General features: G+C 42.4%; 14 protein-coding genes. 7 read left to right on the plus strand and 7 right to left on the minus strand.

All coding sequences use genetic code 11. The features are described from left to right. Window positions 1-7 precede the first annotated feature (7 nt). Together SNE25_RS00415 and SNE25_RS00420 are read left to right on the plus strand one after the other, a co-directional pair. Window positions 8-1660, plus strand: a complete 1653-nt coding sequence (locus SNE25_RS00415; protein ID WP_321563115.1) for a S8 family serine peptidase — start codon at window positions 8-10, stop codon at window positions 1658-1660. Continuing rightward, entirely contained in the window at window positions 1661-2281 is a 621-nt protein-coding gene (locus SNE25_RS00420) for a class I SAM-dependent methyltransferase (protein WP_321563116.1), read from the plus strand. It abuts the gene before it with no gap. Window positions 2282-2390: 109 nt separating this feature from the next. Here SNE25_RS00420 and SNE25_RS00425 read toward each other — a convergent pair whose 3' ends face one another. The 4 genes from SNE25_RS00425 to ileS form a co-directional block, all read right to left on the minus strand. Next, window positions 2391-3614 carry an IS4 family transposase gene (locus tag SNE25_RS00425; RefSeq protein WP_321563117.1) on the minus strand — a complete coding sequence of 408 codons (1224 nt, stop codon included), beginning with the start codon at window positions 3612-3614 and terminating at the stop codon, window positions 2391-2393. Window positions 3615-3801: 187 nt separating this feature from the next. Beyond that, complete coding sequence (locus tag SNE25_RS00430; protein ID WP_321563118.1) at window positions 3802-4407, minus strand: lipoprotein signal peptidase; 606 nt, start codon at window positions 4405-4407, stop codon at window positions 3802-3804. After that, window positions 4408-4791 (minus strand): TraR/DksA family transcriptional regulator, encoded by a 384-nt coding sequence (locus tag SNE25_RS00435; protein WP_166092596.1) that lies wholly within the window; start codon window positions 4789-4791, stop codon window positions 4408-4410. Next, the gene (gene ileS, locus SNE25_RS00440; RefSeq protein WP_321563119.1) at window positions 4792-8184 is read right to left on the minus strand and encodes an isoleucine--tRNA ligase; all 3393 of its coding nucleotides are present in this window, start codon (window positions 8182-8184) and stop codon (window positions 4792-4794) included. It abuts the gene before it with no gap. Between the two features lie 112 nt (window positions 8185-8296). Between ileS and SNE25_RS00445 the strand changes: the two genes are divergently transcribed. After that, window positions 8297-8470, plus strand: coding sequence for a hypothetical protein (locus SNE25_RS00445; RefSeq protein WP_321563120.1), 174 nt, complete (start codon window positions 8297-8299; stop codon window positions 8468-8470). A 117-nt stretch (window positions 8471-8587) separates the two neighbouring features. Here SNE25_RS00445 and SNE25_RS00450 read toward each other — a convergent pair whose 3' ends face one another. Further along, window positions 8588-9364, minus strand: a complete 777-nt coding sequence (locus SNE25_RS00450; RefSeq protein ID WP_321563121.1) for an SDR family oxidoreductase — start codon at window positions 9362-9364, stop codon at window positions 8588-8590. A 104-nt stretch (window positions 9365-9468) separates the two neighbouring features. After that, the gene (locus tag SNE25_RS00455) at window positions 9469-11805 is read right to left on the minus strand and encodes an efflux RND transporter permease subunit (RefSeq protein WP_321563122.1); all 2337 of its coding nucleotides are present in this window, start codon (window positions 11803-11805) and stop codon (window positions 9469-9471) included. Between the two features lie 165 nt (window positions 11806-11970). Between SNE25_RS00455 and SNE25_RS00460 the strand changes: the two genes are divergently transcribed. Next, window positions 11971-12327: a diacylglycerol kinase gene (locus SNE25_RS00460; RefSeq protein WP_321563123.1), complete on the plus strand. Its 357-nt coding sequence runs from the start codon at window positions 11971-11973 to the stop codon at window positions 12325-12327. Window position 12328: 1 nt separating this feature from the next. Further along, window positions 12329-13054, plus strand: a complete 726-nt coding sequence (gene recO / locus SNE25_RS00465; protein ID WP_321563124.1) for a DNA repair protein RecO — start codon at window positions 12329-12331, stop codon at window positions 13052-13054. 74 nt (window positions 13055-13128) lie between these two features. On the opposite strand, the gene SNE25_RS00470 is transcribed toward recO, so the two are convergent. After that, window positions 13129-13383 (minus strand): hypothetical protein, encoded by a 255-nt coding sequence (locus SNE25_RS00470; protein WP_321563125.1) that lies wholly within the window; start codon window positions 13381-13383, stop codon window positions 13129-13131. Window positions 13384-14076: 693 nt separating this feature from the next. Here SNE25_RS00470 and SNE25_RS00475 point away from each other — a divergent pair. Both SNE25_RS00475 and SNE25_RS00480 read left to right on the plus strand, forming a co-directional pair. Next, on the plus strand, window positions 14077-14592 hold the full coding sequence (locus tag SNE25_RS00475; protein ID WP_321563126.1) for a DUF2062 domain-containing protein: 516 nt from the start codon (window positions 14077-14079) through the stop codon (window positions 14590-14592). Window positions 14593-15330: 738 nt separating this feature from the next. Beyond that, window positions 15331-18501: a SusC/RagA family TonB-linked outer membrane protein gene (locus tag SNE25_RS00480; protein WP_321563127.1), complete on the plus strand. Its 3171-nt coding sequence runs from the start codon at window positions 15331-15333 to the stop codon at window positions 18499-18501. Window positions 18502-18512: the final 11 nt, after the last annotated feature.

The following is an 18512-nucleotide window of genomic DNA, read 5'->3' on the forward strand; positions in this document are numbered from 1 at the left end:
TTTGTACATGTTTAATTTCCCCAAATTCATTACCGGCACCACCTTATTAGTTTCATTAATAATCAATATACCTGCTTCCGCGCAAACACTCCCTAAACAAGAACCCGAACTGCCCAAAGGCTGGCAGCTGATGGACCTGAAAGAAACCGGTTTTTATGGCATCAGTTTAAAACCCGCCTATCTGTTTTTACAGGGTAAAAAAAGCAAACCTGTTGTGGTAGCTACAATCGATAGCGGTGTTGACACCCTGCAACGGGATCTGAAAAGTATTTTATGGGTTAATACAAAAGAAATACCGGGTAATGGTATTGATGACGACCATAACGGTTATGTTGACGATATACATGGCTGGAATTTTTTAGGGGGCCCTAATGGCAAAGCCGATTTTAATGAAACTACCGAAGAAGTTAGGGAATACAATAAGCTCAAAGGTAAATTTGAAACACTTACCGATACCAACTCGGTAGATAAAAAACAATACGCCTATTGGAAACGGGTAAAAACCATTTACGATACCACCATTAACAAGGCCCGTACCGAAACCGAGCAGCTACAGCCCATTATGAATGCCTTAATGGTAACCAGCGGCTATATTAAACGGGGGCTTAACTTGCCCGCTAACGGAACATTTAAACAGGCCGACCTGGTAAAGCTTAAGATGACCAATGATACCCTCACCCAAAGTAAATACGTTTGGGACTCCATATTTTCGCAGGAAGGTGGCAATCAAAACAACGCGGCTATTATTAAAGACCTGAGCGAATACCTGGCTAAGCTGAACAACGACCTGTCGCCTGACCTGGAAGCACGTAAGCGCATAGTGGGCGACAATGTTGACAGTATGGATAATAAGCCCTACGGCAACAACCTGCTTAAATTTGCTGACGCGTCGCACGGAACAGGCGTGGCCGGACTTATAGGCGCTTTACGCAACAATGGGTATGGCATTAATGGCGTGGCCGATAACGTACGGATCATGGTTATAAAGGCCGTACCCAACGGCGATGAGTACGATAAAGATATTGCCAATGCTATACGCTATGCTGTTGATAATGGCGCCAAGGTTGTTAATATGAGCTTTGGTAAAAAAATATCACCACATAAAGAGTGGGTTGATGAGGCCTTTAAGTACGCCGCGTCAAAAGATGTGCTCTTGGTACAGGCATCGGGTAATGACAGTGAGGACATGGATGCCAATCCTGATTTTCCGAATGATACTTTCTTAGATGGCTCATCAACCGATGCGGATAATGTAGTTAATGTCGGAGCTTCGGGCCCGAGAATGGGTGAGCAGCTGGCGGGTGAATTCAGCAACTATGGCAAAAAAAGCGTGGATGTGTTTGCGCCGGGCGTCAAGGTTACCACAGTTGATACCGATGCCGAGTTCATGACCGAAGACGGCACCAGTTTCTCATCGCCTGTTACGGCTGGTATAGCGGCATTGGTACTGGAATATTATCCAACGCTAAGTTCTAAACAACTTAAACAGGTCCTGTTGCAGTCGGTTACACCATTAACAGGCACTATGGTACTTAGACCAGGCAGCAAAACCATTAAAGTTGATTTTGCCAGCTTGAGTAAAACCGGTGGCATTGTAAATGCTTATAAAGCATTGCAGATAGCGTCAAAAATGAAGGGCGAACGCGTGATTGCGAATTAAATGGCAAACGAAACCGAAAAACCTGAGTTCTGGGAATCAACTTTTGGCGAAAAGCAGGAGATGTGGGGCTTTGAGCCGGCTAAATCTGCAGTATTGACCAAGGATTTTTTTGTCCAAAATTCGGTAAAGAACATCCTGATTCCCGGAATTGGCTATGGGCGGAACGCTCAAATCTTTAAAGAAAACGGAATAACAGTAACCGGCATTGAGATCTCAAAAACGGCTATTGCCATGGCAAGAAAGCATTACGGAACGGATATGGTTATCCACCACGGCTCTGTAACTGATATGCCATTTGATAAAAACAAATACGATGGCATATTTTGTTATGCCTTAATTCATTTACTGGACAGCAGCGAAAGGGAAAAACTCATTCGCGACTGCTATGATCAACTGGCAGAAAATGGCTATATGGTATTTACGATGATTTCGAAAGAAGCCCAAACCTACAGACAAGGCAAATTTATCAGCATAGACCGTTACGAAATATTTGAAGGCGTAAAGATGTTCTTTTACGACAAGGAATCAATAAAATCAGAATTTAAAAAAGCCGGATTATTTGAGATCTTCGAAATCAACGAAAATCAGCCATTTTTTTTAATAAAATGTAAAAAGAGTTAATCCTCCTAAGGTTGGCCTGTCACCCTTGATTACGTGCGGTGAAATAGCTTATAATAATACGAAAGGCCGCTAATTGCCACGAATGGTCGGAAGAAATTCGGGCCATTTTTTATGTCTTAAAAAAGAGGCCGGGATCACCACCACATTGTACAACAATTAAAGCAATGGCCAAGTCTCTGACTTCCATAGCAAATCGTCTTTTAGAAGTTTTATAACCCTGTTTATTCCCCTTTTTGTAGATCAATACCAGCATACTGGTTATCAATGTCATATATAACATAACCTGTAGACCGTTTTTATTTAGCGAAACCAGGTGGCTCACGTTGAGTTCTTGTTTGAGGAACCGAAAAAAAACCTCCATGTCCCAACGCCTGCGGTAGGCTTGGGCGATGTCTTTGGCTGATAAGTCGAACTCATTGGTTAACAGCCAGTACTCTTTACCATCATCGGATTTACTTTTTACGACAACCAGGCGAAAAGGACGATCCACCAGTACCTCTCTGTAATGTTTATTCCCCCGCTTGTTGGCTATAGGCATACCTGTATAGAGCCGGACAATGCTATCTCTAAGCAAAATGGATCCCCCCATATCCATGTTCTGCCCTTCAGTGATCAGCGATTCTACCAATTCGAACTTTCTGTTCTCCTTTGAACGACAGATGAAGTTTAGCTCACTTTCACTGAAAGTTTTCATTGTCCGGGTAGATTGAAGCCCCCTGTCCAGTACATAGATATTTTGATGCCCGGGTTCTTTCTTTACGTGCGCCATGACAACCTCGGGCAGTGCATTATCTTCGTTGCCATACTTTGGGCTGGTAAAGACCTGCGCAAGGCCTGGCAGCAAGCCATCAAAAGCAAGACTATATTTGATTGCTTTCTTGCTACTGCCGGCATTGACAATGCCTGCGGTTAGCTTGCCGGCGGTTTCACTGACTATAGTGCTGTCTACACGGATGAGATTATACTGCTTTCTTTCCCTTAACGTATAGGAGCAGGAAAAACGCTCGTAGATGTATTCATAGATCTGTCTGAAATAGTCCGGGTCAACCTTAGACAACCTTTCCGAAATGGAACTCCTGCAGACCTTTTCATCTTCATCAAGGTTAAAAAGCACTTTAAATACCGAAGCATTGAACGTGTCCTCAAGGCTTCTCTGGCTAAGCCTGTCGTTGTCTAAAATACCATAGAGCTGCAAATAAAACAGCTTATTGCCATGCAAAACCTTTGCGTAATGATCGATCTTGCTTGTGAGCGACAAATTTGCTATCAGCGCCTCCGGAATGAAACCTAAAAGCTGTTTTACAGTAATGTTATGATCTTTAAATATCGTCATATCTGATTGATTTACTGCATTTAATATACTCAAAATCAATGAGAAAAACAAGTAAATAATTGATAATCAAATGCTTAAATACAAAACATTAAGCCTGAAAAACAAAAAAAGTCGGAAGATAAAATCTTCCGACCATTCGTGGCTAATTGCGGCCTTTCGTATTATTATAAGCAAAATTAATATCCGTTTACTCCTCCACCATTTCACTGTTGGGGCTGTTTACTTCGGGCACTTCGTGTTTAAAGTAGTGTTTCTGGAATATCAGTATCATGATTACGCCAACGCAGATTGCCGAGTCGGCAAGGTTAAATACCGGCCTGAAAAACTCGAATGATTCATTGGCCCAAAACGGGAACCATGAAGGGTATGTACCCCTGAACAGCGGGAAATAAAACATATCAACCACCCGGCCATGAAATAGCGGAGCGTAATTATACATTATGCCATAAAAGGTCGAGTCGATAATGTTACCCACCGCACCGGCCAGTATAAGCGCCACATTCATGATAAGCCCGCGGTGATATTTGTGCTTTATTAAGTAAATAAGGCAGTAAACAATACCACAAACCGCAAAAATGCGAAACAATGTTAAAGCCAGCTTACCTGCATCACCTCCCCACTCCATGCCAAACGCCATACCGTTGTTTTCGGTATAGTGCAGCATGCCGTGGCTGCCCAGAAAACGGATCTCTTCGCCCATGAACATGTGCGTTCTAACCCAGGTCTTTATGATCTGGTCGACAAGAATAATAAATATAGCAGTTAAAAAAGGTTTGGTGTAAGCAGCCTTCATTTATTGCTTTAATTTAGCTTCCATTGTAAGGGTAGTGTGCGGCACGGCACGTAAACGCTCCTTTGGAATCAGCTTGCCAGTTTCGCGGCAAATGCCATAAGTTTTGTTTTCAATACGTACCAGGGCAGCTTCCAACTGGTCAATAAATTTTTTCTGACGGGCAGCTAACTGGTTTATCTGTTCTTTTTCCAGCGTGGCCGAACCATCTTCAAGGGTTTTATAAGTACCGGCAGTATCATCAGTTCCGTTAGCATTAGGCGAACTTAACGAAGTTGCAAGGGAATTTAATTCCTCTTTAGCAATACGCAGTTTATCAAGAATAAGTGTTTTAAACTCTTGCAGGTCTGATTCAGAATATCTGGTTTTTTCGTTTTCTACTTTCATTTATACTTTACTAATAACAATAAAAATTTCATTTCCATCAATCTCTACTTTATCACCATCATTTAGCTGACTATCAAGCACTATACTTTCGGCTAAAATTTCGGCGCAAATATAGGATAAATTATTTTTTACCGCTTCTCTGATATAAGGATGATCGCTAATACGAACATTTATCTTATCAGTAACTTCAAAACCTTTTGTTTTACGCAGGTTCTGAATACGGTTTATCAACTCACGCGCAATACCCTCCTCCTTCAATTCGTTGGTTATGGTAACATCTAAAGCTACAGTTAGTTTTCCTAAATTTGCAACTTGCCATCCGGGCACATCTTCTGCAATAATTTCAACATCTGTTGCTGATATTAAGTATTTGGCATCAAGCACGTTAACCGCACCTTCGCTTTCAAGCTTAGCTATATCATCCTGTGTAAAATTATTAATAACCTCAGCTACAGCCTTCATATCCTTACCTACTTTTTGCCCTAAAGCCTTAAAGTTGGGTTTTATCTTCTTTTTGATAAAGCCTGCTGTGTCGGTAATATACTCAATATCCTTAATGTTTGTTTCAGATAAAATTAATTCTTTTACCTGCTCCACGTGCTGTTTAAAGCCTTTATCCAATATCGGCAATAATATTTTACCAAGTGGCCGACGTACCGGGATTTCAATTTTCTTACGTAATGATAACACTAATGACGAAACATCCTGTGCCAACTGCATACGTTCTTCCAGATCGGCGTCAACCAGATCATCATGATAGGTTGGGAAATAAGCCAGGTGTACCGATTCAAATTCCTCTTTACCGGTTACCTTGTTCAGGTCTTTATACAAACGATCTGCAAAGAAAGGCGCTATAGGCGACATCAGTTTGGCAATGGTCTCCAAACAAGTATAAAGCGTTTGGTAGGCCGATAGTTTATCGTCAGAGTTATCAGACTTCCAGAAACGGCGGCGGCTTAAACGGATATACCAGTTACTAAAGTGCGCGTCAACAAATTCCTGTATGGCACGTGCAGCTTTGGTTGGCTCAAAATCGGCATAAAAACCATCAACCTCGCGACTCAGGGTATTTAACAATGATATGATCCAGCGGTCAATTTCCGGGCGTTGGGATATAGCAATCTCTGGTTCGCTGTAGGTAAACTTATCAATATTGGCATACAGCACAAAAAACGAATAAGAGTTGTACAGCGTACCAAAAAACTTACGTCTAACTTCATCCAGGCCTTCCTCGTTAAACTTGAGGTTGTCCCATGGTGATGCATTACTGATCATGTACCAGCGGGCGGTATCGGCACCGTATTGATTAATGGTTTCGAACGGATCAACCGCATTGCCTAAACGTTTAGACATTTTGTTGCCGTTTTTATCAAGTACAAGGCCGTTTGATACTACGTTTTTAAACGAGATACCTTTATTGCTAACCAGCGCGTTCACAGCCTTTACCTCATTGCTGCACTCGCTCAGCATTACGGCTATGGCATGCAGGGTAAAAAACCAGCCGCGGGTTTGGTCAACACCTTCGGCAATAAAGTCGGCCGGGTAGGCATTTTTAAATTCCTCCTGGTTTTCAAAAGGGAAATGCCACTGCGCATAAGGCATAGCACCTGAGTCAAACCAAACATCTATGAGGTCGGGCTCACGGAACATTTTGTTGCCGGCTGCCGATGTTAAAATTACATCGTCAACATAAGGGCGGTGCATATCTTCCAGCTTAAAACCTGCAGGCATAAAACCGGCATCAATAGATTTTTGTATCTCCGTGTTCAGCTCCGCGATAGAGCCGATACATTTTTCTTCAGTACCATTTTCTTCACGCCAGATAGGCAATGGGGTTCCCCAGTAGCGTGAACGTGAAAGGTTCCAGTCAACCAGGTTCTCTAACCAGTTACCAAAACGGCCGGTTCCGGTCGATTCGGGTTTCCAGTTAATGGTTTTATTAAGCTCTACCAGTTTTTCCTTTACCGCAGTGGTACGGATAAACCAGCTATCGAGCGGGTAATATAATATCGGTTCATCTGAGCGCCATGAGTGCGGGTAGCTGTGCTCATATTTTTTAACGTCAAACGCTTTATTGTCTTCTTTAAGCTTAATAGCTATCAGTACATCGGTACCCCTGAAATCAGATGCGGTACGTTCGGCATCGGTATAATACTCGTCTTTAACATAGCGTTTTGCAAAGTCGGTTACTTCATCAACAAAACGGCCCTGTTTATCAACCAGCGGCACATCCTTGCCAAATTCGTCCTTCACCATTACCGATGGTACGTTATTCTCTTTACAGGCCCTGAAGTCATCCGCACCAAAAACAGAGGCGGTGTGTACTATACCTGTACCATCTTCGGTAGTAACAAAATCGGCAGGGATAACACGGAAAGCGTTTTTCTCCAGGTCCTCATTGGTAACATAAGGCATCAGCTGGTGATAGCGTAAGCCAAGCAGTTCAACGCCTTTAAATTCGACACGTACTTCCCACGGAATAACTTTATCACCCCCTTTATAATCCTGGAACGAAGCAATTTCGCCTTCGGTTTTAAAGTACTTACCAACCAGCGCCTTTGCCAATACTACACTAACCGGCTCATAAGTATAAGGGTTAAAGGTGCGCAGTTTAACATAGTCGATATTTTCGCCAATGGCCAGCGCGCAGTTTGATGGCAGTGTCCATGGCGTGGTTGTCCAGGCCAGTATAACGGTATCTTCGTTCACATCTTCAAACAAAACCGGCATCAGCGGGTGCTGCTGGTCGTTCTTTAAATGAAACTGGGCCACTATAGAGGTATCCTTTACCATTTTGTAAGTACCCGGCTGGTTTAACTCATGCGAGCTTAAGCCGGTACCCGATTTTGGCGAATACGGCTGCACCGTGTACCCTTTGTATAATAGATCATTATTATAAAATTCCTTCAGTATCCACCAAAGGCTTTCAATATATTCATTTTTGTAGGTGATGTATGGGTCGTTAAGATCAACCCAGTAACCCATTTTTTCGGTCAGGTCGTTCCATACGTCGGTATAGCGCATTACCTCCTTGCGGCAGGCATCGTTATAATCCTTAACGCTTATTTTTTTACCAATATCATCCTTGGTTATCCCTAAAGCTTTTTCGACTGCCAGCTCAATAGGCAGGCCGTGTGTGTCCCAGCCGCCTTTACGCTTAACCTGGAAACCTTTTAAGGTTTTGTAACGGCAAAAAATATCCTTTATGGAACGTGCCATTACGTGGTGAATACCGGGCATACCATTAGCGCTCGGCGGCCCCTCGTAAAATGTGTAGGGGTTACTTGCCGGACGACTGCTGATACTTTTTTCAAATATGTTGTTCTGCTGCCAGAACTCCAGTATCTCTTTGCCTGTTTGCGATAGGTTTAACTGCTTATATTCCTTGTACATCTATATATTCTACCTTTATTACCTCTTTTTTAAGAGGTTGCAAAAATACGGAATTTATAAATGATTTTTTTAATTTAGACGGGTGAAAAATAAAGTAAAGCGTACGATATATATGTTATTGATCGCAGTGTTGCTGTTTTCGGCTTCTATGGCTATCCCCGCTTTACACACTTCCAAATGGAAGGATCTCATACAGGGTGCTGCACTGGGCCTGACCCTTGCCGGCATCATCAGCATAATTACCCTTATTATTGATTATTTGAGGGAAACAAAAAAAGGATTTTAGCGCTTCCTCCCGCATCTGACCTTGATTTATATGATTCAGGTATTAACCTGGTTTTTAAAGTAAAAGAGACACATGTGATGTGTCTCTACAGATAATCTTTAATCTGACAAATCATGGTCAAAATATAGCTCTGTTTGCCCCGCCATCAACCTGTATAGTGGTTCCGCTAATATAGGCTGCCTGTTCAGATGCTAAAAATGTAACCAGCGCGGCCAATTCTTCGGGTTTGCCGATACGGCCAAGAGGTATACCCCTTGTTTTTTCTTTTAAAGCCTCTTCCTCACTAACACCTTTGGGCAGAGTGTGTTTTATCCTGTCGGTAAGGATCAATCCAGGGGCCACGTTATTTACGGTGATATTGTACGGGCCGAATTCGTCGGCCATGAGCTTAGCCATACCCACTACGCCCATACGCATGCTGGTTGACAGTACCGAATTGCCCAGCACCGCTTTTACCGATCCGCTTATAATGTTGATTATACGCCCGCTACCTGTTTTTTGCATGTGCGGCAGCGCCAGTTTACTAAGGCGCGCGAAACTAAGCAGGTTAAGATCAAATGCTTTTTGCCATTGTTCGTCGTCAAAGTTCTCAAACTTATCAAACGGCGGCCCGCCGGCATTGTTCAGTAAAATATCTATCCGCCCGAAAGTTGCTACGGCTTTTTGAATAAACGCCCCCAACTGATCGGCCTTTGAAACGTCAACAGGTATAGCAATCACCTCATTACCGGTAAGCAGCTGTATTTCGGCTGCTGTTTTAGTAAGTTCTTTTTCATCCCGTGAGCCGATGACCACTTTCGCACCCTCGGCGGACAAGGTGGTTGCTATTGCCCTGCCTAATCCTTTACTTGCCGCTAATACTACGGCTACCTTGTTGTTGAGTTTAAGATCCATAAAGATAGTTTTAAACCTCACTTAAACCCTCTCCAAAGGAGAGGACTTGATTAGCATTGTTAAATATTTTAGCTCCCTCTCCAAAGGAGAGGGCTGTGGTGAGGCTACTCTTCTATATCTGGCCCCTTAATTTTTTCACGATCAATGCCACGCTCCAGGCTCAATAAAAACGCCGGCAACAGCGTAAGGTTACTGATCATGGCAACCAGCAGGGTAATGGACAATAAAACCCCCAGCGCTACCGTACCCCCAAACTTTGATACCGCGAATATACCAAAGCCAAAAAACAATACAGTGGCTATAAATATCATGCTCACACCTGTTTCGCGAATGGTATCGGATACGATGTGTGATATAGTTTTTTTACTATGGCGCAGTTCGTGACGGTAACGGGTTATGAAATAAATCGTCTGGTCAGACGAAATACCCATAGCTATACTAAATATCAATATGGTTGACGGCTTTAACGGGATGCCAAAAAAGCCCATGATACCGGCCGTAATTATAAGTGGCACCAGGTTAGGCACTAACGACACGACTATCATTTTAACCCCTCTGAACAATATCCACATCACTGCGGCAATTAACAAAATGGCCCAGGCCAAGCTCTCATACAAATTTTTGAGCAGGTAGTTGGTTCCTTTGATAAATATGATGCTTGAACCGGTAAGCTCCACATGAAATTTGGCAGGATTAAAAATAGAATCGATACGGGGCTGTAGTTCAGCCAGCACGGCGTTCATTTTTTTGGAACCGGCGTCGATCATCTCAAACGTTACACGGGTAACCTGGCGGTTACTGTCCAGATAACTGTTCAATGCGCCGGAGGTGCCTTTGCCCGAATTGCCCGCATAGTTCAGAATAAAATTTTGCTCGAGCCCATCGGGTAACCTGTAATACTCCGGGTTGCCGCCATAAAATGCCTGGGTTGAGAATTTTAATACCTGTATTAATGATATTGACCGGCTAAACTCCGGATACGATGAGATAAGCTTCTCCAGTTTTTCAACCTTGCGGATAGTGCCCAGGTTCATGACGCCATTTTTGCGCCTGGTATCAATGCTGACCTCCAACGGCAACACCCCGTTAAAGTTCGATTCAAAAAATCGGAGGTCATTCAGTGTATTGTTGTGCTGGGGAAGGTCATCAACTACATAACCGTTAATATTGATCCTGGCTATTCCAATCGCCGAAATAACAATGAGCACCAGTGCGGTAATATAAATTGCTTTACGTTTATGGTGCACCATGACATCTAATTTCACCAGCAGGGTTTTCATTACTTTGCTGTCCTTAATACCTGTTTGTTTGGCTTTGGGGCTCGGCAAATAGCTAAAAACAATGGGCACCAATATCAGGCTTAAAGCAAATGTGGCCAGTATGCTCATAGACGCTACCAAGCCAAACTGTGTTAACAATTCGCTATTGGTAAAACAAAGCACACCAAAGCCTATGGCTGTGGTAATATTGGCGATAAAAGTGGTTATCCCGGCTTTCTCGAGCGCTATGAGCAATGCCCCCATTTTATCGCCCGACATTTCAAACTCGTGATAGTATTTGTTCAGAATAAAAATAGTGTTTGGTATACCGATAACCACCACCAGCGGCGGGATAATGCCGGTAAGGATGGTCATTTCGTAATGCAGCAACACCAGCATACCCAGGCTCCATACTACACCAAGCACCACAATAAGCACCGGGAAAACAACCGGGAAAAACGACCTGAAAAAGATGAGCAATATTAACGCCGTGATCGCGATAGACAGGCTCAGGAACATGGAAAACTCGTGCGCAACCAGGTCGCCTACAACGGTACGTATAAGGGGAAGGCCCGAGTAGTGCACCTTGATGTTATGCCTTTTTTCAAATTGCTGCCCAAGGCTAAGCATTTTATTGATGATGGGTACGCGATAGGGCGTGTTGATTATCTTATCGTCAAAAGTAATGGCCATCAGTGTCGACTTGCCATCGTCACTTAACACTAATCCTCTATAAAATGGCAGATTTAAAAGCCGCTGTTTTACACTATCAACCGCCTGTGCGCTTGGTAATATACCGGTAACCAGCGGCTTTATCACAAAACGATGCTGTGCTGTATCTTTTTGCAGGTTATAAACATTGGCTGCAGAAACTACTGCTTTAATGCCCTTAATCTGTTTTAGCTGTGTACCTATCTGGTACCAGTCATTAAACACATCCTTATCAAAAATTTTATCTGACTTGATGCCCAGCACCATAGATGAGGCATCCTGACCGAAGGTTTTTTTAAACTCATTATAACGTATGTAAGCCGAATCGGTAACCGGTAGCACCTTACCGCCGTTAAAGGTTATCTTTACTTTTGATGCCTCAAACCCCATAAAAGTGCTCAGCGCAATGACGCAGATAAATACGATAAGTCTGTTTTTGAGGATAAAAGAAGCAGTATGTTTCCAGAACATTATGAGTGATATTAAGGGCGGCGCAAAACTACGAATTTTGATTTACCCACCCGCCTGCTATTTATTTTGTGACAAAGTTATAACCCACTTCCTGCTTCTTTATGGGTAATTAAAGGATAAAATAATTAAATCCATAAATGTTGATAACTATGTATTTTTGCATATATGAGAAGACTGATACGCAGTTTTGGCTTTGCCTTTAAAGGCCTGGCATACGCGGCAGAGTCGCAGCCTAATTTCAGGATACACCTGGTGATGAGCCTTGTTGCCATTGCACTCGGGTTCGCTTTGCATATTTCAACAGCAGAGTGGCAATGGGTAATGTTGTGTATAACCCTGGTGCTGGTGACCGAACTTTTAAACACGGCCATTGAAACACTGACCGACCTGGTTTCACCTACCTACAATGTTAAGGCCGGCCACGTTAAAGACGTAAGCGCCGGGGCTGTGGTTGTTGCCGCTGTATTTGCCTTTATAACCGGCATGATCATATTTATACCTAAACTTATTTTACTGTTTTAGCATGCTGCATAAAACCAGGGGCATCGTATTTAAGGCAACCGACTATGGCGAAAGCAGCGTTATTGTACAGCTGTTTACCGAAAAGTTTGGCCTGCAATCGTACATCATTAACGGAGCCAAAAAACCACGGGCCAAAATTGGCCGTAATATGCTGCAGCCGCTCCATTTGCTTGACCTGGTAGTCTATCATAAAAATACAGGCAGCGTGCAGCGCATAGCCGAACTCAAAAACTCGCCGGTATTGCAAACCGTTCCTTATGATGTGATAAAAAGTTGCCTGGCCATTTTTTTAAACGAGGTGTTATACAAGGCTATCAGGCAACAGTCGGCCGATGAAAATTTGTTTGATTTTGTATTCAGCGCCATAGAGTGGCTCGACCACCAAGCAGACAGCGTGGCCAACTTCCACCTGCTGTTTTTAGTGCACCTTACCCGTTATCTTGGTTTTTATCCAGACAGGAACCTGTCCGGTAATGCCGATTATTTTGATATGAAGAATGGCACCTTCAGCAAGTATAAACCCGATAATACTTTATACCTGTCGCCTCCGCATACTCAAAACTTTAGCTTGCTTCTACAGTGCGGCTTTGAAAACATGCAGCAATTAAAATTAAGTAATGATGAGCGCCGGTACTTGCTCCAAAAATTATTGGAATATTATGCCCTGCATATTGAAGGCTTTGGCAATGTCCGTTCAGCAGATGTGCTGGAAGAGGTGCTCGCTTAGTGAGATAAATAACCGGCATCGCAATAAAATTACTGTGTCCCGCCTGAATCTGATCGAGATACCGGTGTCCTGAATTACTGTTCAGAATGTTCTAAAACATGTTTCTTTATAAATTCAATACTGGAATCAGGTAAATCACTGCCCCCTGTTTGAACGATACCACCATCAGGTTTTATCTCCAGTTCGGCATTAATGTTACTATCTATAAAAACATGAAGTTTATTTTGCTCTTTTTCCACCCGGCAAGCCAGCTCCCGGCCCGAATAATTGATGTGAAATTCATATTTACCATCCTTTGCTGCAGGTGACGTGTCTTTAGGATCGATCATAGTTATCGTGTTTAATATCATAACACTGCAACCTGCCCGATGTTTTGCCGGAGAATAAAATATGTATCAGCCTAAAAAAACAAAAAAGAGAAAGCCAGGGGCTATCTCTTTTTTTAGTTGACTGACCTCATTATTTACCATAAAGAACTAATTGGTTAGATCGATAATAACAATTGTTACAAATATATGCACTATAGAATTAGTAGACTAATTTTTTAATAAAAATTTAACACGCTATTTTACTTATAATGTGCACTATAGCTAATATTTAAATCTACGGCATCATTAACAGATTGACACCTGGGCAACTTCTTATTGGCTATTACACAAAAACACTGTATTTACCCTATGTAGTTGTTTCTATTTAAAAAGAAGTGCAGCGATATCTAAAAAATAAACGGTGTTTTCTCACAAAAAAGCACCATTTTAAACAAATGTCAATCCAACAGCTTATGAAGAATAATCGCCATTTACATATTATATACCAAAAGCACCTATTAAATACAATATAGCTATAAATTAGCCATTTATCGGAAACTATTATCACCGCCAAAATATGTCGCCAGAGTTAATTATACAGGCTTTTTTTAGCTATTATTTGTTAAAAAATTAAACATCAATTAACGCTAATTAAGATAAATTTGCGCGTGCTTTAGTAAGCCTTGTTAAAATGCACCGCAGGAAATTCATAGTATGGCTCTAAATAAAACAAAGCTTCAAAAATTCAGATTCAGTAACATTAAACCTTTACATTTTTTCAAAACCCTTTTTAGCCGCGAAAAAAGCCGGCAGTTCATAAAAGAACACCTGTTTAACCCGCAGCACTCGGCACAGTTAAAAGCTTCATCCATTGGCTTTGGGGTATTTATGGGTATAATTCCTATATGGGGGTTTCAATTAATAGCTGCTTTTTTGTTGGCTGTACCGCTCAGGTTAAATAAGGCGCTGGTCATTTTAGCTGCCCATATCAGTTTTGCACCCATGATACCGGTTGTAATTTTCCTGAGTTATAAAGCCGGGGGCTGGTGGATGGGAGAGGAAACCGTTGATATACCCTTTAGTCATAACATTACTTTAAAATTAATAAGTCTTCACCTAAAACAATATCTATATGGCAGTATATCACTTGCTATAACAGCAGGTTTGTTTGCCGGTTTATTAACCTTTGCCTTGCTAAAACTGTTTACCAGGAAAACTACATCCGCATAGTCAAGTTATGTAAAACCTTTTACTGACACTAAAAAGGGGCTTTTTTTGAAATCGCCGACCATACCAACGAAAACGTTATCGTAAATAAAAACAGTTAAAGCTTATGAAAAGCTATTCGCTCCGGATATTTTTGACATACGCTATATATATAATATTTTAACCAATTGTAAATAACTAAGCGCTTTTAATCACTAAAAACCGACTTAATTATTACTTATAAAACCGCTTATACCTGCAAATCTTCGTTGTTCTGCAGCACATAAATAGTGTTAACTACGCATGTTTGCCGGGATGAAAAATAGTACATAGAGTAACCTTTAATCACAGATCATGAAAAAATAATTCAAGGCTCATCCCAAAAAGGAATCGGTAGTGGGTTCAGCACTACCGAAATCTTTAATGTCCCGTTAAGCCAAACAACAACATTTTATGTTGCAGGGGACGCTTTTGCCTAATTCAAACCGAAATTTTAAATAAGCAACACAAATATGAAGAAAAAAACCTCACATTTTGTCATATAAACCGGCTTTGTTGCAGCATACTATTGCAACAAACAGAAATGTGGCTTACCCGTACTCCGGGCTGGATACCCCTATTCGCATCAGCTAAATTTTATGTCTTATAAACAGGATCCCTACGGATAACCCTGTTGATCTGCTTGCAATGGGTTTATACACCCTCAATATTTCCCACGTAAGCATTAACCTCCTATAAACCAATCTATTAAGTATTGAAATTATGAGAAAACAAATTACGCTCCTTATTTTATTTTTCCTGGCGAGCTGCACGCTTGCGCTCGCACAGGATATATCCATAAAGGGTATTATCAAGGATGATAAAGGCCTGCCTATACCTGGCGCAACCGTTAAGATAAAGGGTGGCACCAAAGGGGTAGCCGCCGATTTAAAAGGCAATTATTCGCTGACTGCTCCATCAAATGCCACATTAGTATTCAGCATAATAGGCTACGCAGCCCAGGAGCAGCCTGTAAATGGCCGTACAGCTATAAATGTTATACTGGCCGAGGACAACAAACAGCTAAACGAAGTAGTGGTGGTTGGTTACGGAACCCGGCAAAAAAAGGATGTTACCGGCGCCGTATCCAGTATAAAAGCTACACAGCTTGAAAATGAAAACCCTACCAGTATAGGCGATGTGCTTAAAGGTAACATTCCTGGTCTTACGGTGAGTATGAACACTTCGGCTAAGGGAGGCGGCGATCTGCTGGTGCGCGGAAAAAGTACATTAACTGGCAATACTTCGCCATTAATTGTATTGGATGGCGTTATTTACCCGGGTCAGCTGGCCGATATCAACCCGAACGATATAGCATCTGTTGATGTGTTAAAAGACGCCAGCGCCCTTGCCGTATATGGTTCAAGGGCCGCGGCCGGCGTAGTTGCTGTTACTACCAAAAAGGGCAAAACCGGGCCACCTGTGATAACCCTCAACAGCAATTTTGGTATAGCGCAGTTGGAAAAAGAGCAAAAAGTGTATGGCCCGCAAGGCTTTCTAGACTGGCGCGCCGATGTAATGCGCAGTATCAACGTCAACAACCCTGCCTACGAGTATACCGATCCACGAAGTTTGCCCGCCGGCGTAACCGTAGATCAATGGATGGCCTTAACTAATGCAACCGGCGACCCGGTTGACCAATGGCTGAGCAGGCTTGGCCTGGTACCAAATGAAAGGGCCAATTATTTCGCCGGTAAAACGGTTGACTGGTTTGACAGGGTTTTCCGCAATGGTTTCAGGCAGGACCATACTGTGAGCATGTCGGGAAGGCGGGAAGATGTTAACTACTACATGTCGTTAAACTACACCAAAAATCAAAACCTTATTGCGGGCGGCGATTATAGTAACATACGCGCCCGGTTAAACCTGGAAGGGCAGGCCACCAAGTTTTTAACAGTAGGCGTTAACGCACAATACGCGGTAAGGGATGAGAGCGCCCTGCCGACCATCAGTAATGTTAATAACAATACAGTTGACCGTGCCCATACGATGGAAGCCGACTGGACACAGATAACCAACAACTCCCCTTATGGTGATTTTTATAATGCCGATGGTACCTTAAGAAGGATACCGACAGATGATGCGGGCCTCAATGCCAGGAACCCGTTTTTAAATACACAGTATGATGAGAGCATGAACATTCAGAATACTTTGTTTGCCAACCTATACGCAAGGGTAACGTTGCCATTGGGTATAACCTTGCAAACCAATTTTACACCAAGTATCGACTCTTATCGTAATTTCTATCATAACTCTTCAAAAAACCCCAATGTAACCGTTCCTGGCGGGCAGGCACAGCGCGCAATGGAGAACCGCTATAATTACCAGATAGACAACTTATTGAAATGGAACCGCACATTTAACAATATCCACAATATTGATGTTACCCTGTTGGTTAACAAAGAAAAATATCAATCATGGTACACCAAGGAAACCAATGAAGGTTTTAGCCCGAATGATGACCTGGGTTTTCACAATTTGGGTGCTGGCAATAAACCTACAGCAAGCAGCGATGACCGGTACTCAACAGCAAACGCTTATTTAGGTCGTATTAACTACACGCTGATGCAACGGTATTTACTTACCGTTTCTGTCCGCCGCGACGGGTATTCACTATTTGGGCAAAAACACCCCAGTGACAACTTTCCATCAGTTGCCGGTGGCTGGATATTTACAGACGAAGACTTTATGAAATCGGTTAAATGGCTGAGTTATGGAAAGCTCCGCCTGTCATACGGTGTTAATGGTAACCGCGATATCAGGGATGTAAACGGAACGGTTGACCCTAACAGGGCTTTGGCTGTTATAACTGCAGAAAAATATCCAACTGTAACTCCTGGAGGCACGGCTACTGCAAATTCGGCCCTTTACATCAGCAGAATGGCCAATGCAGAATTGAAGTGGGAACGCACTACCTCATTAAACGCGGGTCTTGACTTTGCATTGTTCAACAGCCGTTTAAATGGTTCAATTGACGTTTACAGCAAAAAAACCACCAACCTGTTAGTTCAAAGAACATTACCCCAGGTATCTGGCTTTGAGAGCGTTATTTCAAACATAGGGCAGGTAAATAATAAAGGTTTTGAGTTTAACCTGTCGAGCAAAAACATAACATCCAGCAATTTTAACTGGACCAGTACGGTCAACTTTTTCTTAAATCGCAATAAAATTGTGCATTTATATGGCGCGGCCGATGTTACCAATGCCGATGGTAGCGTGAGCCGTGTTGAAAATAGCGACAAAGCTAATGGCTGGTTTATAGGTAAGGACATCGATGCCGTATGGGATTATAAAATTTTAGGCGTATGGCAAACCAACGAAAAAGATGAAGCCGCCAAATATGGTGCGGTACCGGGCGATTTTAAATTGCAAAAACTGGTTAACAGCGGTCCCAATCAATATAAATATACCGATGATGACAAGCAATTTATTGGCCACGAGTCACCAAGGTTTAGCTGGTCGTTACGGAATGATTTTAATATCTACAAAAACTTCGATTTTGGTTTCCTGCTGCTCTCCAACTGGGGGCAGCTTCGGAAATATAACCAGGCCATTAACAACCAGGGCGGTGTAAGTATTTCAAGAACATCATCATATGTACAGCCATACTGGACGCCTGATAACCCCATAAACAACTATGCCCGCCTAAACTCAGGTTCAAGCGGCACTACTGTTACTGTATGGCGTAAGGCCTCATTTATCAGGCTCAACACGGTTTCCCTGGGTTATAATTTCCCTAAATCATGGCTTACTCCTTTAAAAATACAAAGCGCCAAATTATATGCAAACGTAACCAACGCATCTGTATATGCCCCCGACTGGGATTATTGGGACCCTCAAAATGACGGGCCAACCCCAAGATATATATCAGTAGGTGTAAACGTAGTATTTTAAAAATTTGAACT

Origin of the sequence: Mucilaginibacter sabulilitoris (assembly GCF_034262375.1) — a bacterium.
Lineage (GTDB): Bacteria > Bacteroidota > Bacteroidia > Sphingobacteriales > Sphingobacteriaceae > Mucilaginibacter > Mucilaginibacter sabulilitoris.